24 protein-coding genes are annotated in these 23,253 nt (G+C 31.5%); 23 read left to right on the forward strand and 1 reads right to left on the reverse strand.

From position 1 onward, the window contains the following. Nucleotides 1–3: 3 nt before the first annotated feature. The 13 genes from PW5551_RS00330 to PW5551_RS00390 all read left to right on the forward strand — a co-directional run bounded on the left by PW5551_RS00330 (nt 4) and on the right by PW5551_RS00390 (nt 12,359). Nucleotides 4–702, forward strand: a complete 699-nt coding sequence (locus PW5551_RS00330) for a 16S rRNA (uracil(1498)-N(3))-methyltransferase (RefSeq protein ID WP_113073417.1) — start codon at nt 4–6, stop codon at nt 700–702. Nucleotides 703–714: 12 nt separating this feature from the next. Next, the gene (locus PW5551_RS00335) at nt 715–1,551 is read left to right on the forward strand and encodes a mechanosensitive ion channel family protein (RefSeq protein WP_113073418.1); all 837 of its coding nucleotides are present in this window, start codon (nt 715–717) and stop codon (nt 1,549–1,551) included. Nucleotides 1,552–1,672: 121 nt separating this feature from the next. Beyond that, a complete protein-coding gene (locus PW5551_RS00340) occupies nt 1,673–2,344 on the forward strand; it encodes a hypothetical protein (protein WP_113073419.1) in 672 nt (223 codons plus the stop codon). Nucleotides 2,345–2,346: 2 nt separating this feature from the next. Beyond that, complete coding sequence (locus tag PW5551_RS00345) at nt 2,347–4,167, forward strand: flagellar hook-length control protein FliK (RefSeq protein ID WP_113073420.1); 1,821 nt, start codon at nt 2,347–2,349, stop codon at nt 4,165–4,167. Beyond that, entirely contained in the window at nt 4,160–4,822 is a 663-nt protein-coding gene (locus tag PW5551_RS00350) for a flagellar hook assembly protein FlgD (protein WP_113073421.1), read from the forward strand. The genes PW5551_RS00345 and PW5551_RS00350 overlap by 8 nt, the downstream gene beginning before the upstream one ends. Before the next feature lie 49 nt (nt 4,823–4,871). Next, nucleotides 4,872–6,995, forward strand: a complete 2,124-nt coding sequence (locus PW5551_RS00355) for a flagellar hook protein FlgE (protein ID WP_113073422.1) — start codon at nt 4,872–4,874, stop codon at nt 6,993–6,995. Nucleotides 6,996–7,023: 28 nt separating this feature from the next. Further along, the gene (locus tag PW5551_RS00360) at nt 7,024–7,215 is read left to right on the forward strand and encodes a flagellar FlbD family protein (protein ID WP_113073423.1); all 192 of its coding nucleotides are present in this window, start codon (nt 7,024–7,026) and stop codon (nt 7,213–7,215) included. A gap of 51 nt (nt 7,216–7,266) precedes the next feature. Beyond that, nucleotides 7,267–8,046: a motility protein A gene (locus PW5551_RS00365; protein ID WP_113073424.1), complete on the forward strand. Its 780-nt coding sequence runs from the start codon at nt 7,267–7,269 to the stop codon at nt 8,044–8,046. A 20-nt stretch (nt 8,047–8,066) separates the two neighbouring features. After that, nucleotides 8,067–8,939 (forward strand): flagellar motor protein MotB, encoded by an 873-nt coding sequence (locus PW5551_RS00370; RefSeq protein WP_113073425.1) that lies wholly within the window; start codon nt 8,067–8,069, stop codon nt 8,937–8,939. Nucleotides 8,940–8,962: 23 nt separating this feature from the next. Then, a complete protein-coding gene (gene fliL / locus PW5551_RS00375; RefSeq protein ID WP_113073426.1) occupies nt 8,963–9,493 on the forward strand; it encodes a flagellar basal body-associated protein FliL in 531 nt (176 codons plus the stop codon). Between the two features lie 31 nt (nt 9,494–9,524). Next, nucleotides 9,525–10,613, forward strand: coding sequence for a flagellar motor switch protein FliM (gene fliM, locus PW5551_RS00380; RefSeq protein WP_113073427.1), 1,089 nt, complete (start codon nt 9,525–9,527; stop codon nt 10,611–10,613). Then, complete coding sequence (fliY, locus tag PW5551_RS00385) at nt 10,606–11,727, forward strand: flagellar motor switch phosphatase FliY (RefSeq protein WP_113073428.1); 1,122 nt, start codon at nt 10,606–10,608, stop codon at nt 11,725–11,727. The genes fliM and fliY overlap by 8 nt, the downstream gene beginning before the upstream one ends. Further along, entirely contained in the window at nt 11,724–12,359 is a 636-nt protein-coding gene (locus PW5551_RS00390; protein ID WP_113073429.1) for a hypothetical protein, read from the forward strand. The genes fliY and PW5551_RS00390 overlap by 4 nt, the downstream gene beginning before the upstream one ends. A gap of 9 nt (nt 12,360–12,368) precedes the next feature. Here the strand turns inward: PW5551_RS00390 and PW5551_RS00395 are convergent, their stop codons facing one another. Then, on the reverse strand, nt 12,369–13,175 hold the full coding sequence (locus PW5551_RS00395; RefSeq protein ID WP_113073430.1) for an MBL fold metallo-hydrolase: 807 nt from the start codon (nt 13,173–13,175) through the stop codon (nt 12,369–12,371). Between the two features lie 43 nt (nt 13,176–13,218). Between PW5551_RS00395 and PW5551_RS00400 the strand changes: the two genes are divergently transcribed. From PW5551_RS00400 to PW5551_RS00445, 10 genes are all read left to right on the forward strand, one after another. Then, entirely contained in the window at nt 13,219–14,949 is a 1,731-nt protein-coding gene (locus tag PW5551_RS00400; protein ID WP_233488371.1) for an ABC transporter ATP-binding protein, read from the forward strand. Nucleotides 14,950–14,953: 4 nt separating this feature from the next. Beyond that, on the forward strand, nt 14,954–16,891 hold the full coding sequence (locus PW5551_RS00405) for an ABC transporter ATP-binding protein (protein ID WP_113073432.1): 1,938 nt from the start codon (nt 14,954–14,956) through the stop codon (nt 16,889–16,891). Nucleotides 16,892–16,933: 42 nt separating this feature from the next. After that, entirely contained in the window at nt 16,934–17,710 is a 777-nt protein-coding gene (locus PW5551_RS00410) for a carboxylesterase (protein ID WP_113073433.1), read from the forward strand. Nucleotides 17,711–17,828: 118 nt separating this feature from the next. Continuing rightward, a complete protein-coding gene (locus PW5551_RS10760) occupies nt 17,829–17,915 on the forward strand; it encodes a hypothetical protein (protein ID WP_370445883.1) in 87 nt (28 codons plus the stop codon). A 180-nt stretch (nt 17,916–18,095) separates the two neighbouring features. Then, a complete protein-coding gene (locus PW5551_RS00420) occupies nt 18,096–18,740 on the forward strand; it encodes an RsiV family protein (RefSeq protein ID WP_113073434.1) in 645 nt (214 codons plus the stop codon). Then, the gene (locus tag PW5551_RS00425; protein ID WP_113073435.1) at nt 18,737–19,486 is read left to right on the forward strand and encodes an ABC transporter ATP-binding protein; all 750 of its coding nucleotides are present in this window, start codon (nt 18,737–18,739) and stop codon (nt 19,484–19,486) included. The genes PW5551_RS00420 and PW5551_RS00425 overlap by 4 nt, the downstream gene beginning before the upstream one ends. A gap of 9 nt (nt 19,487–19,495) precedes the next feature. Next, nucleotides 19,496–21,091, forward strand: a complete 1,596-nt coding sequence (locus tag PW5551_RS00430) for a hypothetical protein (RefSeq protein WP_113073436.1) — start codon at nt 19,496–19,498, stop codon at nt 21,089–21,091. Between the two features lie 16 nt (nt 21,092–21,107). Next, nucleotides 21,108–22,064 carry an ATP-grasp domain-containing protein gene (locus PW5551_RS00435; RefSeq protein WP_158526088.1) on the forward strand — a complete coding sequence of 319 codons (957 nt, stop codon included), beginning with the start codon at nt 21,108–21,110 and terminating at the stop codon, nt 22,062–22,064. Next, entirely contained in the window at nt 22,030–22,563 is a 534-nt protein-coding gene (gene hslV, locus PW5551_RS00440) for an ATP-dependent protease subunit HslV (protein WP_113073438.1), read from the forward strand. The genes PW5551_RS00435 and hslV overlap by 35 nt, the downstream gene beginning before the upstream one ends. Further along, a complete protein-coding gene (locus PW5551_RS00445) occupies nt 22,560–23,144 on the forward strand; it encodes an NUDIX domain-containing protein (protein WP_113073439.1) in 585 nt (194 codons plus the stop codon). The genes hslV and PW5551_RS00445 overlap by 4 nt, the downstream gene beginning before the upstream one ends. Nucleotides 23,145–23,253 lie beyond the last annotated feature (109 nt).

The following is a 23,253-nucleotide window of genomic DNA, read 5'->3' on the forward strand; positions in this document are numbered from 1 at the left end:
TACATGCCGAACGCTTTTTATGGTAAAAAAACTAACGAAATTATAATTCTAGATGAGGAAGAGACCTCTCACTTAAAAGTTACGCGCAAAAAAACAAACGAGCTGATACAAGTTATAACAGGTGATGGATTTTTATACAAGGCAAAGATAAATAAAATAGGTAAAAAACAAACAACTCTTGAAATTTTAGATAAAGAAGACAAAAGCGAAAGCTATGAGCCATATATATCAATTTACTTTGGAATGAGTAAATGGAACAGAACGCAATTTCTTCTTGAAAAGCTAGTGGAGTTAAGAGTAAATCAATTTTATGTTTTTCGTGGAGAAAAATCAGATATAAAGTATAAAAACTTAATTAAATTCCAAAAGGCTATAATAGAAGCTTGTAAACAAACAATTTATCCTGTTATCCCCCAGATAGATTTTACTAACTTAGAAAGTATTCCTAAAGAAAATACAATAATTTTAGACTTAATTGAAAACAGAAAAAATATTAAAAGCTTTCTTAAAGAAAATAAAAAGCTTAAAAACATTAACATTGTTATAGGACCAGATTCAGGTTTTTCTGAAAATGAAAAAAATTACTTTTGTTCTAATGGGTTTGAAATTATGAACTTAGGAAACAGTATTTTTCGTTTTGAAACTTCTGCAATTTACACAGCAAGCATTATCAATTATGAATTTGATAGGCTAAACATTTAGGGGGTGAATTTTATGCCAGATTGGTTGGTAACTACGATTAACTTTTTAATAAGAATCGGAATTAGTGTTGCTATAATATTCGTTGCGAGATATCTAGCAAAATTACTTTACAAAATTATCATAAGCACTGCTGAAAAGAGCGGAAAAGTAACCGTCCAATATAGAAAGTCTTTGATGACCATTCTAAACATCTCTATGTACACTTTGGGTGGATTTATAATCATATCAGTAATATTTACTAATCTGAGCGCCTTTTTGGCAGGTTTAGGTATCAGCGGTATAATAGTAGCTTTCGCCGTTCAAGAACCACTAGGAAATTTGATATGTGGTTTTTTAATTATGTTAAACCATTTGGTGGTAGATGGTGAAGCTGTAGAAATAAATGGGATATCAGGTTCAGTCGAAGAAATAAATGTGAACCACGTTGTTATGAAAACATGGGATGGACGAAGAGTTCACCTCCCTAGTAGAGAAGTTTGGTCTAGCAAAATAATTCACTATTGGCCTACTAACATTAGAAGAAATGAGGTAAAAGTGGGTGTATCCTATTCGTCAGATTTAAACAAAGTCATTAAGGTAATAGACGAAGCCGTTAGAGAAACAGAAATTGTTCATATAGATGATGATCACCAACCTATGATACTATTTGATGGGTATGGAGATTCTTCAATAAATTTTATAGTTAGATTTTGGGCAGAAACACCTAACTTTCTTATTTCACCAACTCATGTAGCAAAATCAATTAAGAAAAAATTTGATGAAAACGGCGTAGAAATACCGTTTAACCAAGTAGATCTTCACGTTAAAGATGTTAACACTGAAATAAACAAAAATAAAAACAACGTATGAGTTTTATTTCTAATCAAACTAAAAGGCGGTGAAAACCGCCTTTTTATATATTATATGAAGTATAATTTAGGAATATTTGTTTTCATAACAGAACAATAATAATGTAAGGAGGAAACACCGTATGAGAAAAAAAGATGAAAAAAAACCACACAAAAACAAGCGCAAAAAATTTGTTCAACTTATTCTAATAGCGTTAGTTGTAATTATTTTACTACTAGGTTTTGGCTATATATACTTTGAGTACAACAGGATTTCTTATTATAATTTAAACTTTCAAGAAAGTTGGAGAGGATATTTGGCATATTTAATTGATTTCGTGCCTGGATTGAGAAATCTATCAAAATATGAGTATTTAGAAGTTACTGACCCTCTTTTTTTGGAAAAAGAAGTATTAGAAATAAGGTTTAAATCTATTACGGATGAAAGGCAAGAACTTGAAAAACAAAAAGAAGATTTGGAAAAGCTCTTAGCTCAAATATCTGTAGAAAGTGAGCAACTTATGAAACAAAAGGCCGAATTAGAAAAACTAAATCAAGAATACCAACAAAAGATAGCTGAATACAACGACTATCAAAATAGAATAAACACACTATCTAATTGGCTTGCTAGATCTACCCCACAACAAATAGCTAATGCTTTAAGTAGAGAAGAAGTAAGTATAGAATTATTAGTAGATACTTTGGCAACTCTTGAAGCTAAATCTGCAGCAGAGATTTTACAAGCACTCGCGATAGTTAACCCCCAAAAAGCCGCTGAAGTTATAGCAAAAATGGGAGAAAAAAGGAGCGAATAAAGTTGAACATAGTTCAAGGAAATTTTGAGAAATTTTTGCCTGTAAAGTTAAATAATAATTACTCATCAACAACATCGTTAAACAATGATTTTGACAGCTTTGCAGAAAAACTTCGATCTTTTTCACGCATTTCCGATAATTCAAATGGTAAAAAGATTTCTAATTCTACTCAAAAAACTGTGCAAAACGTTGAAACATTCAGTATATCGATAACGTTGGATTCAGATACTTCAAAATTAATTAAAGTCGACTCCAAAAAGCTTTTATCATTAATAAATTCACTTTTAGAAAATTCAGAAAAGACGTGGGATACTGATGAGTTAAATCTATTAAAAAGCGCCCAGAAAATACTAAATTCCTCTAAAACTGAAATAACTGACAAAGAAATAGCCACTCTGCAAAAAGCATTAGGTTTAATCATAGAAGATGGTGTGAAAAGTAAGGAAGCTCCTTTTTTGCAAGAAACAGAAAGGATACTTTCTGGGGAAAATTTACCTAAAGAATTAGAAGACGTATTAAAAAATCAACCAACTACTCCTTCAATGAATATAGAAAAGAATACTGAAAAAACTGAGCAAAATAAATTAAACGCTGTAAAAAAAGCAAACACTATAATTATTCTAGATAAAGAAAATAATAAAAATGTTAAGATAGATACCAAAAAATTATCCGCGCTTTTTAATGATCTTTCTAAAAATTCAAATAATTTAAATAATAATCAAATAGCTGTTCTAGAAACCGCTAAAGATATTTTAACGTCATCCGAAACCAATTTGTCACAAGAAGAACAAGAAGTTATAAAAAATGCGTTTGCTATATTATTAAAAGAGTCAAAAGCTTTTGAAAACAATCAGAATCTATCAAACAAATCAAACTCCAAACAAACTTTAAATTTAGATTTAAATATTGAAGAAGTTATTCTAGAAAGTTCTATCTTTGAAAATCCATCTGCTTCTAAAAATATTAGCTCAATAAGTAGTATCAACAATCTTAATTTTAAGGAAAACACTCACAACTTATCGAACAATAAAAATGATAGTGTAAATTTCGTAAAGATTAATAACGAACTTTTTAACCAATTTACCCAAGTAAAAGACAAAAATATTAAAGATAATAATTTAAGACAAAGTAAAGATAATTCAACTGATTTTACAAACATTAAAAATAATCAAAAAACTTCATATATAGACCCTTATGAAACAAGAAAAAATAGTTCAAACAAATCAGAATCTGTTGAAGAAAAAATAGGGAATCTCAAAAATATAACAGAAAACAGCCATGATGGTAGCAACAAAAATTTCAATATTGACAATTTAAAAGTTTCAACTTCTAATAATGAAGTTACTAACAAAACACCCATTATAAATAAAAATACAATAAATCAAGAAATACCGAAAACAAACCTAAACGATTTAAATACACAAATAAAAGATGTAGTAGTTTCAAAAAACACACAAACATTTTTTAATGAAAGTTTTTCTGTAAAGATTTCTCCTCCTGATTTAGGGAAAGTCGATGTCCAAATTGTTAAAAATGGACAAGCGGTTACTATAACAATAAGCGCCGAAAGCGAGAACACAAAAAATATTATTTCTAAATCATTACAAACATTAGTTGGCAGCCTAAGAGACGAGGGTTATCAACCGGTTAATATAAAAATAAATCTTTCACAAAATGAAAATTACTTAGCTCATCAAAACCCTCAAGAGCAATCTCAACAAGAAAAAAATGAATCAGACGCTCAAAAACACCAGAATAATGAAACTCAAGAGGAACCTACCCAAAATTTCGAGGAATATTTAAGGAGTGATCTAAATGCTTAATTCAGTATCGATGGACTCCATATACCAAAGTACGTATGAAGCAAAAAAAGATAGAGAAATAAAGAAAGAGTTAGACAGAGACGCCTTTTTAGAACTACTAGTAACGCAGCTAAAAAATCAAGATCCCACTGAACCACTAAGTAACAAAGATCTTGTTGCTCAGCTTTCTCAACTATCCACCACAGAACAAATAATGAACATGAGCCAAGCGGTACAAGAGATGGTAAATTCACAAATGTCACTTAGTAAATTACAAGCTGCTAGTTTGATAGGGAAAAATGTCGTTATAAATGACAATACTTTAGAGCTTAATAGTGGTGTTGCCGAAGGGATAAATTTTAGTTTAGATAATTCTTCGCAAGTCATTCTAGAAATATACAATTCAAATGGAAGGCTAGTTTATGCAGAAGATTTGGGAGTGAAAGAAGTAGGCTTACATTCTTATTTATGGACTGGAAGAAACAACGACGGCACTATGATGCCAGATGGGGAATATATCTATGGAATATACTCTATCAAAAACGGTCAAATAATTGGAAATCCTGGTCTGAAAAATGGTACTGTAGAAGCAGTTAAATTTATAAACAACGAACTTTATTTAATAGTTGACGGACAAATGTATCCATACTCTGCTATAAACGAAATAAGTGCTTGAATGATTTAATAATACATAAATAATATAAAAACTACAGGAGGAATATAAAATGCTTAGATCAATGTATTCCGGCATAACGGGGATGAGAAACTTTCAAAATCAACTGGATATAGTTGCAAATAATATTGCAAATGTAAACACCGTTGGTTTTAAAGGTTCAAGGGCAACATTTCAAACAACGTTATTTCAAACGCTAAATGCGGGAAATGCTCCTCAAAACCAGCTTGGAGGAACTAACCCAATGCAAATTGGGCTAGGTTCTCAGATGGCTTCCATCGATCAAATCATGACGCAAGGTTCTCCAATGGCTACTGGTAAAGCAACTGACATGATGATTCAAGGCGAAGGATTCTTTATTTTATCTGATGGGACAGGCCAATATTACACTAGGGCTGGAAATTTCACAAGGGATCATAACGGTTATTTTGTAGATCCTGCTTCTGGAATGAAACTTCAAGGTTGGACAGCTAAAATAAACGTGGATGGAGAAAGGGTTATAGACACTAACGATCCTATAGGAGATATTCAAATATCAAGCGGACAGATTATGCCTGCCAAACAAACAACATTTGTAAGGTTAGCACATAATTTAAATGCCGGAGCTGGCATACAGGATACAACGATCGTTGTGAAAAGTAGTTCTGGTGAAAATATACCCGTTAAATTCTCGTTCAAAAGAGACTTAACTAATTTAAATCAAAATGCCTACATATGGGAAGCTGAAATTTTAGGATCTGATTATAATTTTTCTGTTTTTGATCCAACTCCGGCTCCCGGTTCTCTTACTTCTTCAAATACAATGAATGGAAGAGTTGTGTTAGATGATAATGGGAATGTAGTCAATTGGGTAAATTATGATGCAGATGAAGGTCCACTAAGTGATTCAAAAATCTCTATATTCGATACCAAAGGAAATATTGTAGGGTCAAATGGGGATCCGGTTAAAATTAGTACTAGTGATCCTAATGATGCAACACTCGCAGGAACGATAAAAGTAGTCGAGGGTACAGAAGAAATTTATTATGATCCTGAAGATATAAAGATAGATTTTTCTACTCCTAATCAAGTACAAATCACTTTAAAAAAATCAGATGGAACCACCCCTATGACTTTTACTAAAACTTTTACTGGCCCAGTGACAGTGGGTGATTTTAATGATACGCTTTCTTTAGGCATTGATAATGGAAGCCAAACCCTGTCAGGTTTAAGATTAACAGGTGGAAGTGCTGGTGATACAATAGATACCATCACATATTCGGATTTAAAATCCGTTCGAGAAATTATTCAACCACCTTCTGGAGGTTCTATTAGGTTAGCAGACCTAAACAACCCAACAAATTTTGCTGAAGCTACTTATATTAATCCAAACGTTACAACGTCTACTGTGGTTTATGATTCATTGGGTAATCCATACAACGTTTATTTAAAATTCACAAAAATCAATGCGAATACCTGGTATTGGAAGGCAGAGTTAGAAGATGGGACGCCTTTGTACAAAAATACAGCCGATGGGGTGCAAAGCGATGAACCAGCTGAAGGTGTTATTGCTTTTGATTCAAACGGGAATATTGCTGCCACTCAATGGAGAATAGATCCCACAACTGGAAGTATAGATCAAACAATTGACGATGGCAACAATGGTTCAGCGGGTTTTTGGTTCGATCCCAATAAACTTGGAGCTGCTCTAAATCCAAATGTTGATCCACAATCAGCTGCAGGGGCTGGAGCTGTGAACGTTACTATTAATTTTCAAGGTCTTTCTCAATTTTATGCTCCTAATTCTGTAGCGGTAACCGAACAAGATGGTAACGCCCAAGGAACTTTAGATTCTTTTTCAATAAACACAAACGGCCAAATAATAGGAACTTTCACCAATGGTTTAACAGCAGCTTTAGGCCAAGTTGCTTTGGCTTCGTTTAATAACCCTGAAGGTTTATATGCAGTTGGTAATTCTATGTATTCAATGAGCTCTAATAGTGGGCTACCGCAGATTGGTGTTTCAGGTGTTGGAGGGAGAGGAACAATAAATCCTGGGGCATTAGAGATGTCAAATGTTGATCTTGCTGAAGAATTTACCAATATGATAATAGCTCAAAGAGGTTTTCAAGCTAATTCAAGAAGTATAACTACTGCCGATCAGATACTTAATGAGTTGGTTAATATTAAGCGATAGGTTTAATATTTAATAGTGGAGGATAACTATGATTAAATTAACTAAACTTAATGATGACGAGTTTTATATCAATCCATACCAAATAGAAAAAATAGAGTGTCACCCTGATACGACAATTACAATGATGAACGGCCATGTGTATGTTGTTAAAGAAAAGATTGAAGATTTAATCCAAAAAGTGATAGAATTTAATAGGAAGATCTTTAGTACATCAAATTGATTATATATAATTTTAGGATATATTGAATGAAATTTAAGAGGTGGGATAGTTGTGGAAATATCAACTTTAATAGGTTTAGCGTTGGCAATAGTTGCCATAGTGGTTGGGGCAGGAAGTGAGTTTACCACGCTTATAGACATCCCTTCCTTTTTTATAACTATCTTGGGTTCTCTTGGTGCCACTTTTATCGCCCATCCAAGTTCAAGGTCCTTTAAAATTTTCAACGTTATATTAGAAGCCATAAAAAATCCCAAAATAAATAATCTCGAAACTTTGAGAACGTTGTACTCTTTTTCAGAAAAGGCGAGAAGGGACGGAATGATATCTTTAGAGGAAGATATTCCATCAGTTGAAAGTGATTTTTTAAAAGATGGTCTAAGAGCGGCTGTTGATGGGACAGATCCAGAAGAGATTAAAAAAATACTAGAAGTTAAAATGGAAATGTACGAAGAGCAAGAGGAAGATAAAATTTCTGTCTTGGATACATGGGGGGCTATGGCACCAGCTTTTGGTATGATTGGAACACTTATAGGATTAGTACTACTACTTGATACCTTAAGTGATCCTACAACAATAGGGCCAAGAATGTCGTTGGCATTAATTACTACTTTGTATGGTGCATTAATTGCAAATATTATAGCGCTTCCGCCAGCGGAAAAATTAAAAAGACGTATGAGTAAAAATATAAATCAGATGAGGATGATGTTGGAAGGCGTTTTATCTATAGTTCAAGGGGAAAACCCTCATTTAATGGAAGAAAAACTAAAGGCTTTTTTGAGTGATGAGGAAAGAAAAGAGTACGAAAAAGAAAAAGGTGAAGCTGTTCTTTAATTAAAAAGCGGTGATGACAAATGGCCAGAAAAAAGAAAGAACAAAAAGGTGGAGCCAGTTGGCTGCAAACATTCAGCGATATGACTACTTTACTTCTAACAATGTTTATTGCTTTATTTTCTATGGCGACAATAGCACCAGGAAAATTTCAACAAGCGGTAATGAGCTTACAAAGTGTTTTTGAAGGGCAGCCAATGGGCGTATTAGTGGGTGGGAGAAGTATATCCGAAGAACCATTAATAACATCTAATCCAGGAGTTAGACAAGAACTGTTAAAAATAGTAGAGGATGAAAAATATAAAGGTAAAATTACTATTGAGGAAATTGATAAAGGGACGATAATATCTATGAGGGATATTTCGTTTTTTAGGTCTGGAAGTGCTGAGTTAACAGCTGAAGCTAAACAACTTTTATACCAGATAGGGACAATTATATTAGAATACACTCAAAATCCAATAGAAATTTACGGTTACACTGATGATGTTCCAATCTTGCCAACCAGCGTTTATCCATCTAACTGGCATTTAAGCGCTGCTAGAGCTTCCAGCGTAGTTAACTTTTTCACTAGTGAACTCAAAAATAGAAGAATGGTTGAGAGAATGGCAGAGATTAGTGCAGGACAGTTTGATATTGAGTATTTCTATCGATTAGATAGATTTTTCCCCATTGGGCTTGGAGAAAGTGAAATAAGAAGGGAAATTAATCTTTTAAGATCAGAAATAGATTCTAGAAAAACTGCAGCATTAACTCAATTTAAAGAAGGAGAAATAACTCCTGCAGAGTTACAACAAATTGAAAGAGAGCTCGAAAACGAGTACAGCAATAGGTTAGAAAAACTAAGAAATCAGTACAGAAGAATAGATATACTTATTTTAAGGCAACGGGTTCGTTAGAAATACTTTTGGAGGCGGAAATTGTGCAAAATGAAAATTTAGAAACAGGAGAAGAAAGAGCCAAGAAATCAAGCCCTTCTTTTTTAATGATATTGATAATAGTTATTGTAGTGGCTTTATTAATATCTGGAGTTACTTCTTACTTTATAGTTAGACTGTTATCTCCTAATGTTTCACAAACTTCTAGCCAAGCAAGCTCTGGAGATATGGCCACAACACCTGCTAGAGTTATATTAATCAGTGAGGGTTCAAGGTATCCCATGATGTTAAAAGGTGGATATGATGTAGCGGTTGTTGATTCTTTGCAATTGGATGTTGGGAGTAATCAAGCCCGAGATTTAATTACTTCAAATAGATTACAAGTTTTGGAAACAATAAGAATGATATTTATGAATAAAACTAGGGGTGAACTTTCGACACCTCAAGGTATAGAATTAACAAAGAGACAGATAAGAGATAATATTAATGAAATGTTGGGATTTGTAGGTGAAAGAGAATCTTTAGGAGTTATAAAAGTAACTATGATAATAATGACTATAACAACCGCACAATAACTTGTGATTTAAAAGTGAAAGAGGTGTTTTTATGCCTGAAGATGAGGCCCTTACCCAGGAAGAGATAGATAGTATATTAAAATCGATGAGTTCAGGCGAACCTGCTGAAAAAGTCTTAGAAGAATTTGAAGAAGAGAACAAAAGAGTAAAAGAGTATGATTTTAGAAGACCAATGAAATTTTCAAGAGAACAATTAAGAACCCTTCAACTAATTCATGAAAGTTTTGCAAGGGAAATTTCAACGTACCTTTCAGGGCGTTGTCGAACGTTTGTTGATGTGAAATATGCAAGTATCGATCAAATAACTTTTTCTGAATTTCAAAAATCCTTGAATTCTCCCACCTATATAGCAATATTTTCTTCAGAAGCATTTGCTGGGAGTGGTATTTTACAAATGGGTTTGGATTTGGGATATACCATAATTGACAGGCTCCTAGGGGGTTCTGGGACACCTTTAGAAGAAAGTAGAGTTCCAACAGAGATTGAAATGAATATTTTAAAAAAAGAATCTGCCGTTATGCTTAGAATGCTGGCAAGATCGTGGTCTAATATAGAAGAATTTGATATAAATTTAGAAAATCTTGAAACAAATCCACAATTTGTACAGGTAGCACCTTCCAATGAGATGACGATTCTAATAACATTGTCGATTACGATAAGAAACGTTCAAGGATTTATCAATTTATGTTTCCCTTCATCCACATTGGAACCTTTAAACGATAAATTAACCACCAGGATGTGGACAACAACATATAGGCACACAGAAGAATTTAGAGAAAATTTGAAACAGACCTTAATGCTTTCAAAACTTAATTTGTCCGCCATTTTGGGAAAAGCAGTGATTTCTTTAAGCGATTTTTTCAATCTTGAAATTGGAGATGTTATACGTTTAGATTCTTTTTACGATGAACCTATCGATTTAGAAATAGAAAATCATCCAATATTTAAAGTTAAAATAGGTAAAAGTAAAGGATTTTATGCAGGAGAAATTATTCAAAAGAATAAAGAATTGTTAGAAAAATTGTTAGTTGAAGAGAGCATGAGAGAATATTCTAAAAGAAACAAAGATCATCTTAATAAGGAAAAAGAAACCACCGTAGGAGATGAAAAAAATGCCTGACGATAATGAAAAGTTTTTAAGCCAAAACGAATTAGATTCTTTATTAAGTAACTTAAAAAATGAGGATAATGAAGATGATGATGATAATGTTATCGATGAAAATATAGATTCTTTATTAGATGTCATCGGGGAAATCGCTAACATTACTCTTGGTTCAGGAGTTACTACCCTGTCTACGTTACTCAGAAGAAAAATTGAAATAGAATATCCCCAAACAGATATTATAAAATTCAAAAATATTACAACAAATTTTGAAGGAGAACATGTTATAGTTACAGTAGAGTATAAAAAAGGATTATTCGGTATGAACAGTTTAGTCCTTTCTTCAAAGTTAACTAACATTATCGCTGATTTAATGCTTGGAAAAGAAATAGAAGAAATAGAAGAAAGAGAACTTGATGAAATCAGTTTGAGTGCTGTTTCCGAAGCAATGAATCAAATGATGGGAAGTGCAGCAACATCTTTAGCCGAATTTTTAAAGACACATATCGATATTTCTCCTCCCACCACCCAAGTGTTAGACTTTTCAGATCCAAATATAGAGTTCCCTCCTATAGAAACAAATAATGAAGCATACGTTATTTCTATAAAATTTAAAGTGAAGATTACAGGTATCGCAGAAACTTATTTCTGGCAATTTGTACCGGTAAAATTCGCCAATAGGATAAAAGAACTAATGGAAGCATCTTTTGGAAAGTCATCAGAGAATAAAGAAAAAAAGGAGTCTTCTAAAATTAAGGAAAATATTAAAGAATCGAATTCTAAAGTAATAAAAGAAGAAAAGGTAAAAGTAAAACCTGTTGATTTTGGTGAGTTTGAAAAAAGTGAAGAACCAATATCTTCTCAAGTCGATCTTTCAAAATTGGATTTACTAATGGATGTTCCTCTGGAAATAAAAGTTGAATTAGGTTCAACAAAATTGAATTTGAGAGAAATATTAGAACTCCACGAAGGTTCTATGATTCAATTAAACAAACTTGCTGGAGAACCTTTAGATATATACGCTAACGATAGATTAATTGCTAGAGGTGAAGTTGTTGTAATAGATGAGAATTTTGGGATTAGAGTAACTGAAATTGTTTCTCTAAGAGAAAGGACGAAGTCAATTAAATGATTAAAAGAAGAAAAATACTGATTATTTTTTTAGCTATTTCTTCTTTGTTTTTTTCTCAAGAGACTATAGATGGGCTTTTAAAAACTTATCTTGGAAACAAAAACTTAGAGGTTGAGGTTGAAGTATTATTTGAAATTACTGAAACAAAGAAAGTCTCAGCTGAAATTGATTATCTAGGAAATAGGTATTTAATCATAACCTTTGAAAGCCCTTCATTACTAAAGAGTATACATTATTGTTATGACCTTTTTGACAATACACTTTATACCAATGTAAAGCAAGAAGTTGCTCAATACGACTTAATTTCAGTATACACTGCTAATATTCCAACATTGTTGGAGAACTTTTTAATTTTTCTTGACCCCTCTAATTTTGATATTGAAATATTAAAAGAAGAAAATTACGAAGTGCATAAATATCTTCCCAAAACGAGGAATTTTTTGAAGTTAATAAATGTTGATTTTACAAAATTTAATGTATACTATTTTCACCCCTGGGAAGATATAAGGTTATTAGAAATGATTCAAATAATGAATTCAACTGAAAACAAGAAGGTTTCATTAAAAATCGAAAAGATTAAACCTGTCGATGAAAAAACGGCTATATGCAAACTTGAAAATTTTTTTAACTGAATCTTCTTATTATTCATCAATTAATTCAGACAAGGAATAATCTGAATATTCTTTTTTCAAAGTAACTCCTTCTTTCCTCTTTTTCAAATATTTTATTTGTTCATCTAATATTTTTTTATCTTCAGGTTGTCCATGGCCTGGAAAGATTCTGCTAATTTGTAGTTTTTTCATATTTTCTAAGTTAGAAATCCATTCATCAATGTTTGAATTTAGAATTTCTGCATGAACTTTTGAAAAGACAAGATCTCCTGTTATAAGAAAACCATTAGGTTTTATTTCGTATATAGTAGAATCCATCGTATGACCACCGATATTATTAGCAAATAAAATTTGATTTTGAAAGATTACGAACAAATTGCTTTCAAAAATAATAGTATTCTTATTTTTAAAAGCTTCTTTAAAATTATTGAAGTTAAAGTCCGCCATTTTAGAACTTTCTTTCAAAAACTCTTTATCCATTGAGTTTAGCAAATCAAAAGTTTTTTTTGTCATATATAAATCAAATTTTCTTCTACTAAAAATAGCCCCAAAGGTATGATCAGGATGAAAATGAGTAAAGAAAACTTTCTTCAATCTTTTGGAAGTTTTTTCTTCCATTATTTTCGCCATTTCTTCAAACTTTTTTGGATAAAGAGAACTATCAAATGCCAATAATCCATCGTTATATTCTAAAAAAGTTACGGTGCTTGCTCCATTTTCAAACCAAAAATTATTAATATTTTCATAACTTTCAAACATAGTAATCACCTTTCTGATGTAATATTTGTAATTGAGTTCTTTTAATTTTTCTACAAAAATGATTGATATTCCCTTCATGAGGTGATATAATTTTGTTAGGAATACTAATTATTTTAGGTGGGTGAATCTTTTGATCAAGGAATATATAAAAAAATATTGGTGGAGATATTTAATAGGCGTATTGTTTTTGATTGCTGTCGATATTATACAACTTTTTATTCCTAGACAGATAGGGAGTATTGTGGATACGTTAAATACTCCCACTCCCGATCTTAACCAAGTTAAAACTTTAATTTTTGGAATAATAATGGCCGCTCTCGGTTTAGGTATAGGCCGTGTGTTTTGGAGAATTTCTATAATTGGGGCCGCCAGACTTTTCGAATATAAAACTTGGAAAAAAATGTTCAATCATATAATAGGTTTAGATCAAGATTTTTTTGATAGCTGGAGAACCGGGGATCTTATGACAAGATTTACTTCAGATGTTCTGATGTTAAGACGTTTGATGGGAATGTCAGTAATAATGCTTGTAGACACTGTTGTAATGACTACATTGACTTTATTTGCGATGGGAACTTTTGTAAATTGGCGTTTGACCTTTATCTCTGTTTTACCTTTACCCTTAATAGCTTTTATTTCTCTATTTTTTGGAAAATTTATCCATAGAAGATTCAGAGAACTTCAAGAAAAAACGTCTGAATTATCTAATATAACCGAAGAAAATGTTTCAGGTTCTGATGTTGTCAAATTATATTCAAATTATGAGACTATGGAAAATATTTTTAATAGTAAATCTCAAGAGTTTTATAACTCATACATTAGATTGGTAAAAGTGTGGGGATTGATGTTTCCATTGGCAATGTTTGTTGGTCAGCTAGCCACTATTTTTGTTTTTAATTTTGGTGGTCCTATGGTAATAAACAATCAAATCACCCTTGGTGATTTTATAATGACCAATCAATATATAGGGATGCTAATTTGGCCAATGATGGCTTTAGGGAATCTTGTAAACCTAATTCAAAGGGGAAGAGCTTCACTAAGAAGGGTTAACGAAGTTTTAGAACAAAAACATTCCATACAGGAACCTGAAAGAGTAGACTATGAATTTAAAGGTCATTATCAAATGAAAAACTTAACTTTCAAATATCCTAATACACAAAGGGAAGTATTAAAAAATATAAATATGAGTATAGAACCTGGCCAAATGGTGGCATTTGTTGGTAAAATCGGTTCTGGAAAATCTACGTTAGCAAAACTTCTTGTCAAACTTTATCCAGTTGAAAGAGAACAATTATTTTTGGATGGAAAAGATATTAATGATGTAAATGGAAGATTTATTAGGGACCATGTTTCATATGTTCCTCAAGATAGTTTTTTGTTCTCTATGACAATACGAGAAAACATCGCCTTTTCCGATGAAGAAAAAGAGGAGTTGGTTGAGGAGTACGCAAAACTTTCTCATGTTCATGATGACATAATGGGCTTTGAAAGGAAATATGAAACTATAGTGGGGGAAAGAGGAGCCACTTTATCAGGAGGTCAAAGGCAAAGAGTGACGATAGCAAGAGCATTAGCCAAAAGGTCTGAAATGATTATTCTGGATGATTGTCTATCTGCCGTTGATACTGAAACAGAAGAAGAAATAATAGGAACGCTTAGGCAAGAAACAAAAGGGAAAACGATCGTTGTTATATCTCATAGATTAAAGGCGGTTAAAGATGCGGATCAAATATTTGTTTTTGATAACGGTGAAATAGTAGAAAGAGGCAACCATAGTCAGCTAATATCAAGAGAAGGAATATATTATTCTATGTATATGAAACAATTAATAGAAAAAAATCTGGAGGAATAAAACTATGGCATCTGTTCATGAAGATATCTTTCTAGAAGAACAAGAAAAAAGTGAAGGCGATATAAAAACATTAAGAAAATTGTGGGTTTATATAAGAAAATATAAATTCCTTTTATTTTTAACCTTTTTAACCCTTGCTTTTGCCACAATAATAGAGCTTGCTTTACCTTTTCTTATACGATACGGAATTGACGAAGTTATAAACGTAAGTCACACTTTTAATGTTAGCCAAGGAGCACAAAATCAATTTGTTGAAGATGAAAATGGGCCTTATACTTTAGAAAAAAGAAGTAACAATTATTATATGATAAACAATGAAACCGGTGAAAGTATCCAAGTTCCACCTGAAGAATATGCAGAATATTTTGATTCTGCCATTAGAAGAATTAGATTATTTAGTATGGCTTTTATTATAATTTTGGCAGGGCAATTTTTCTTAAATTATGCTCAAGTATTATCTGCCAATCTGGTAGGTCAAAAGGTAATCTATAATTTAAGAAAAGATCTCTTTTCTCATATTCTTAGACTAAAATACACTTTTTTTGAAAAGAATCCTCCTGGTAAGGTAACTACCCGTGTAGTAAACGATACCCAAAATCTATCGGATTTTTTTAGTGAAGTAGTTACTAGTTTGTTAAAAGATATAGCAATAATTATTGGTGTTGTTGTCTTAATGATGGTTCTAGACTTTAAATTAAGTTTATACACACTGACAATGTTTCCTGTCATTATAGTATCAGTGATTATATTCAGATATTTTGATAGAAGAGCATACGACAAAGTAAGAACAAGAGTTTCTGCCTTAAATTCTTATTTAGCAGAAAACTTATCAGGAAGTACCGTTACTAAACTATTTAATCAAGAAGAAAGAAAAAGAAAAGAATTCGATTATATGAGTACCAAAGTATACAAAGCTAACGTTGAACAAATGTATGTCTTTGCAATATTCAGGCCTTTAATGAGTCTTTTACAATACTTTACCATTAGTTTGCTTCTTTGGTTTGGTTCAATATTACTAACAGATGGTCAAACTACTTTTGGAACAATATATGCTTTTACATCATATGTTGATATGTTTTTCAGACCTCTATTTGATCTAGCTGAAAAATATGATATTATGCAAAGTGCTTTTGCTTCTGCTGGAAAAATCTTTAAAATAATGGATCATCCAAAAGAAGATTTTGGTAAAGGAAAGTATAACACTATTGAAAGAGGAAAAGTAGAATTTAAAGATGTGAAATTTTCTTATGACGGACATAATGAAGTTTTGAAAGGGGTTAACTTCAAAATAGAACCTAACGAAAGAGTTGCGATAGTTGGTGAAACTGGTTCTGGGAAAACAACTATAATAAAATTAATTAGTGGACTTTACAGGTACAATGAAGGTAAAATACTTATTAACGATAAAGAACTGTACGATTACGATTTGAATGAAGTAAGAAAAAAAATCGCCGTTGTACCTCAAGATGTTTTTCTTTTTTCGGGTACTATATTAGATAACATGAGACTTTTTAACAAAAATATACCAGAAGAAGAAGTTATAAAAGTTTCGAAATCTGTTTTCGCAGATGAGATTATATCTAGATTGCCTCAAAACTATAATACGGTAATAACTGAAAGAGGAAGTACCCTTTCTTCTGGTGAAAGACAATTAATAGCTTTAACAAGAGCTGTTTTGTTTGATTCTAAAATAATAATACTTGATGAAGCAACATCGAATGTTGATGTAGAAACAGAATTTCTCATACAACAAGCCTTAACTAAAATATCAAACAGAGTTACTATAATTTCTATAGCTCACAGACTATCAACGGTCAAAAGCTCCAACAGAATAATAGTAGTTCACAAAGGTTTAGTTGTAGAAGAAGGTACACACAATCAACTAATCAATAATAAAGGAATATACTACGATCTATATAGATTACAGTTTGAGAAAAGCTAAAGATTAATATTAATTAAAATAATTATAAAAGGGGGATTATGAGTGAATTTCTATGACAGAATTCCCGCAAATACAAAAGTATCTCCAATTTCTAAAGAACTTTATCTTGAGAATGAATCTAAAACAGCTGTGTTAATCATTCATGGCTACACAGGTTCGCCCCATGACATGTATTATATTGGAAGGCAAATACATAAATCAGGATTTGCAATATATATTCCTAGATTACCAGGCCATGGTACGAATTCTATAGACTTTTTAAACTCCAATTGGAAAGACTGGCTTAGGAAATCCTTAGATTCATACCTAAACCTAAAATCTCTTTATGAAAAAGTTTATATTTTAGGTTTATCAATGGGTGGAGTATTAGCTACACTTGTTGCAAGTAAGTTTAATCCTGAAAAAATAGTTTTAGCAGCACCTGCTTTAAAAGCAAATGATTGGAGAATAAAAATTACTCCTTTTGTAAAATATTTTACTAAAAAAAGTAAAAAGAAAAATCCCATAACATTTGAAGATGAGAAAGTTAATTATTTAGCAAGAGAATATTGGAATTATGACTGGCCATCCAAAGCAGCAGATCTGTACAAGTTGCAACGTCTTGCAGTCAAGAAACTTCCCGAAATAAATTCTAAAACTTATGTTGTCCTATCAAAAAAGGATGATGCAGTTCCACTTTCTGTAAAAGAATTAATTGAAGAAAATATCAAATCTCAAAAAAAGTTTATGATTCTAGAAGAAAGTGGGCACGTTGTCGTTAACGACAACGAAAAAGAAAAAGTAGCTCAACAGGTAATAAAATGGTTAAAAGAAGAATAAAGAGTAAAATTTAACAATAACTTTTTTAACTATTTATAGATTTTAATTATAATAAATATGACTATATTAGTCATATTTATTTTTAAATTATGGAGGTATTTAGATTGGGTATCCAGCTGTGATAAACAAAGACGGGGTAGAAAGAACTATAAATATAACGTTAAACGAAGAAGAAACAAAAAAATTTGAAAACTCAAAAAAATAATTCAAGAATATCTAGTAGAAATTTAAAAAATTTTTCAACAGATTTCATGCAAAAAAACTAATATGATCACTATGTTGAGAAGAAGTATGTTATAATAAAAAAGTAATTAGATAAATATATTAAAAAACGATAGGGGGGAAAAAATGAAAAAGTTCACTATTTTTATTTTTTTTAATTTTTTTGTCTTTAACTGTTTATCCTATAGAATATTTAATACTCAAATCTGATATTACAGGAGATCTGGAGGGAAGGGTTGAAGTTCCTTATTTTTTTGGTTCAAAAAGTGAACCTACCACATTACTTTTAAACGCTTACATTTCAAAGGATGTTGAAAATTTTCTTAGTGAATGGTATGATAATTCTTTAAATTTACCCCTTCTTGAGGAAGATATAAAGCCTATTATAGAGGCTGTTATTGAATCTCAAGTTGGATATCTTTCTTCAAGCTTTGTTAGTTTTTATATGGACTATTTTTCTTTTCAAACTTATCAAGCTCATCCAATGACTGTTCGTAAAACATATAATTATGATTTATGTAGGAACAAATTCGTAAGTATCTATGATATATTAGGGGATAATACAAAGGAAAGCAGAAAAATTATCATAGATACTATAAACTCAGAAATAAAAAGTAATAGTGAATTTTATTTTAATACCAAAATCGATACTCTTGATTATTATCAAGATTATTACATTTTTGAAGATAATTTAGTAATAGTTTTTCAGCTTTATGAGATTGCTCCTTATGTTTCAGGTATAAGAGAATTCAGTTTTCCTTTAGATAAATTGGGGATACAATTGTCTAACGAGGGGGTAAAACATTGATTAAGGCGGTTAATTTAACAAAAAAGTTCAAGGATTTCACAGCGGTTCATGAGGTTAATCTTGATGTTAAACCAGGTGAAATTTACGGTTTTTTAGGTCCCAATGGGGCAGGTAAAACAACAACTATTAGAATGCTTACCGGCACATTAAAGCCAACATCCGGCCAAATTCTTATTTTGGATAAAGATTACAATAACTATGAATTGGAAATAAAAAGAGAGATAGGAGTTGTACCTGATGAACCAAAGATGTACGAAAATCTCAAAGGTTCGGAATATATAGAATTTATTATGAATATTTATAGACTTGATTCAAAAGAAATATATTCTAGGTTTAATGAGATATGTGAAGCTTTTGGAATAGATTACCTTAACGATTATATAGGGGATTACTCTCATGGTATGAAACAGAAATTAATGGTTGCTTCTGTTTTAATGAGAAAACCAAAGGTAATTTTTCTTGATGAACCAACTGTAGGTCTTGATGCAAGAGCAGCACGTATACTTAAAGAATTACTTCAGAAATACAAAGAAGAAGGATCTTCTATTTTTTTTACAACACATATTCTTGAAATAGCAGAAAAAATGTGTGACCGAATAGCGATTATAGATCACGGGGAGATACTAGCAGAAGGAAATATGCAAGAGTTACAAACTCTTTCCAAGCAAGGTAGTAAAAGTTTAGAAGATATATTTTTAGAATTGACTGGTGGAAATGAAGTAAAAGATATTATTAAGGAATTATGAGGCGATAAAATGAATGAATTAAAATTACTCTTACAATATTCATTTAAAAACAAAACTCGCCCAAAAAAGAATAGAAAAGGAAAAGAGGTCAGGCCAGGGGCTTTTTCTACTATTATAGGTTTTCTAATCGTTCCTATAATTTTTTTGGCAGTTATAATTCCTACCATGTTGGCTTTATCAGGAAGCTTTGATTTAAACATCCCTTTAACTCAGTTGGGACTTGATGCAAATTATACATTGCTTGAATTAATTTTTGCACCATCTTTTTTACTTATGGGAGCGATATTTATAATCCAATTTTCACCAATGATAGTAACAACATTATACGATAACGATATGAATGAAATATTATTGACCATGCCGATTAAACGTTCTACTCTTTTTTTTGCCTCAACCATCGATAGTTTAATTATGTCAGGAATAGGCAGTGGAGCATTTCTTGCGATGGCTATCTCTTATTTTATTATGAAAGATGGAAATATTTTCTTTTCTATTGTATCAACTATCGGATATTTTCTTTTTTTGATCACGTTTGGTATAGTTTTGGGATTGATAATGTCTTTGTTCGTTGGTAAAACCTCAGCTAAAAGAATGGCTCAACTTTCATATTTTATTGGAATCATTATATTTGTATTGATTCCACAATTTATTCCAAGAATGATGACCAGCGATCCTGAAAACCTTGTTGAAAATTTAGGGAATACTTTGAAGGTTTTTATGAATCCTTTCTGGCCACACGTGCAGTTTATTAACGCTTCAAATGGGAATATTCTATCTTTAATTTTTATATTTGCAAATTCCATTATTCTTCTATATTTTGTTTATAGATATTCTAAAAACCTTGATTTATCAACATCAAGAAAAAAATCTAAAGTTAAAAAAGTAGAAAAATTCAAAACCAAGAGATTACCTCTTTTTGAAAAAGATAGAAAATTGCTATTTAGAAATTCTCAACTATTGTTCATGATGATATATCCAATAATATTACCTGCTATATTATCTATTTCAGGAATGCAAGATCTAACTTACATGGCTTTATTTTTTATGTTCATCGCAGCATCTTATTCTGCCATGATCTCAGCCTACATGTTGACTGAAGAGATAAAAATATGGCCAGTACCTAAATTATTCCCTTTTAAAACTCAAACGATGGTTAATTCCAAGGTAATGATCGCAACAGGGCTTTACTCAATCGAATTTATATTGCTAACGTTAGTTTTTTCATTAATTCTACCATTTGAAATCTTTAATCTTATACTAATTGTTCCTACAATTGTTTTGTTATACTACTCTTCACTTTTGGGAGCAAGGATATTTTTAAGTGATTCAAAAAGAGATGTTTCCCAGATGAATAAAGTTTTTAATGGGAAAGAAACGATAATAATTGAATTGGTTACTATGGGGTATGCTGTTGCAATTTTCGGTTTGCTATTTTTCTATAAACTTATGTTATCTCAAGGACCCATGTGGATATTTAAGAACCTAGGAATGCAACTCACTTCAATAATAATACTAGGAATTGTTATCACTTTGGTGATTATAATAATCTTTTCAATTAGAAAAGAACAAAAAAAGATCGAAAGATATATAGATGCTATGGAATAAAGAAAGGAGACACTCAATGGACATTCCAGTTATTTCCGGGGGAAAGTCAGTAGAAAGAGAAATATCGTTTAAAAGCGCTCAAAACGTATGTAAGAGTTTAAAAAATTTAGGATATAATCCAATATTGATAGATTTAAGTGACGATGATTTTTTGCAAAAGATAAAAAGTTACACAATTGCTTTTAATATAGTTCACGGCGATTTTGGTGAAGATGGAAGGTTATCTTCAATTTTAGAACTATTAGATATTGATTACACATCGTCGGGCCCTGAAACCTGCCTTGCAACATACGATAAATTCATTTTTTATAACCTTTTTAAACATTATATACCTTTTCCAAAGACCATATTAACTAATAAGCTGATTTCCGCTCCTTTTAATTATCCATTCATCATTAAACCACGAAAAAGTGGTTCGAGTAAAGGGGTATATATTATTCATGATGAAAATGAATATCATTTTTATCTAGAAAAAGACCTAAGAGAATATGGTGACATTCTCATTCAAGAATATATCAAAGGAAGAGAAATAACCATATCTTATATTCAAAAAAAGGACAAATTTGAACTTCTACCAATACTTGAAATAATTCCTAAAAAAGAGTTTTATGATTATGAAGCAAAGTACAGTGAAGGTGTGACAGAACTTAAAATATTGGAGAATCCATCGCAGCAAATAATTGATAAAATTGAAAATATAGGAAATCAAATTATGAGTCTTCTCAACTTCAAAGATATGTTCAGAATAGATGCCATATTAAAAGGCGATGATGTATTTATACTTGAAATCAATACCGTTCCAGGACTCACAAATTTAAGTGATCTTCCTACATCAGCGAAAGCAGCGGGGATAACTTTTGATGGTTTAATTGATATAATTTTAAAAAACCATCTTATCGAGGAAAACCAAGATAAAATAGCACAAGGAGGACTAAAAAATGGAATTTCACGGAACAACAATATTAGGCGTTAGAAAAAATGGTAAAACGGTTATATGTGGAGATGGGCAGGTAACGATGGGAGAAACAATATTCAAAGGAAACGCAAAAAAAGTTAGAAGATTGGGCGAAGGTAAAGTAATTTCAGGTTTCGCAGGTTCAGTAGCCGATGCATTAGCCCTATACGAACGTTTTGAAGGAAAATACAAAGCCTCTCATGGGAATCTAATGAAAGCCGCTGTTGAATTGACAAAAGAATGGAGAATGGACAAAGCGTTAAGAAGACTCGAAGCTCTTTTATTAGTTGCAGACAAAGAGAACATGTTTTTGATATCTGGAAATGGTGAAGTGATGGAGCCTCAAGAAGATGCAATTTCCATAGGTTCGGGTGGCCCTTATGCTTATGCTGCCGCAACAGCTCTTTTAAGAAATACTGATTTAGACGCAGAAGAAGTAGCTAAACAAGCTATAAAAATTGCTGGAGAGATATGTATCTATACTAACGACAATATCACCATGGAGATAATAGAATGAACGAAAAAATCATGGCTGTTCCAACAAATATTTTGTTAGAAAATTTAGGTATTAAAAATAAAAACTTCACCAAAGTTGAGTTTTCAAAGTTCACTAAAGTTTTGGAATATGCCGAATTTTTTTCCAGAAATGAGATTGAAAATAACAAAAATTACAAACAAATCATACCATACGTCGTATTTAAAAATAAAGAAAACAAAATTCTTGTATTAAAAAGAACAGAGAAACAAGGAGAAAAACGCCTTCACAATAAAGTATCAATAGGAATAGGCGGGCACATAAACGAAAACGATAAAGGTTTCTCTTTTGAGCAAACCTTTTTCAAAGGGATGGAACGTGAAGTCAACGAAGAGTTATGGATTACCCCTCCTACGAAATACGTATATTTAGGGATAATTAATGATGATTCTGAAGATGTTTCAACCGTACATTTAGGGGTTTTATTTGTTGGACATGTTGAATCAGCAGAAATAAAAGAAGTGGAAAATTTCGAAAGTATTTGGCTCACAAAAGAAGAATTAAACAATTTAAAAGGTGTAGACTACGAAGGTTGGACAAAAATAGCCTTAGAAAATATTTAAATCCAAATTCCCCTTCCTCGAAGGGGTGGATGCAGCGTTTTATGCTGCAGACGGGGGTAGTCGGTTCTATTCCCCTTCCTCGAAGGGGTGGATGCAGCATTTTATGCTG

Origin of the sequence: Petrotoga sp. 9PW.55.5.1 (genome assembly GCF_003265365.1) — a bacterium.
GTDB lineage: Bacteria > Thermotogota > Thermotogae > Petrotogales > Petrotogaceae > Petrotoga.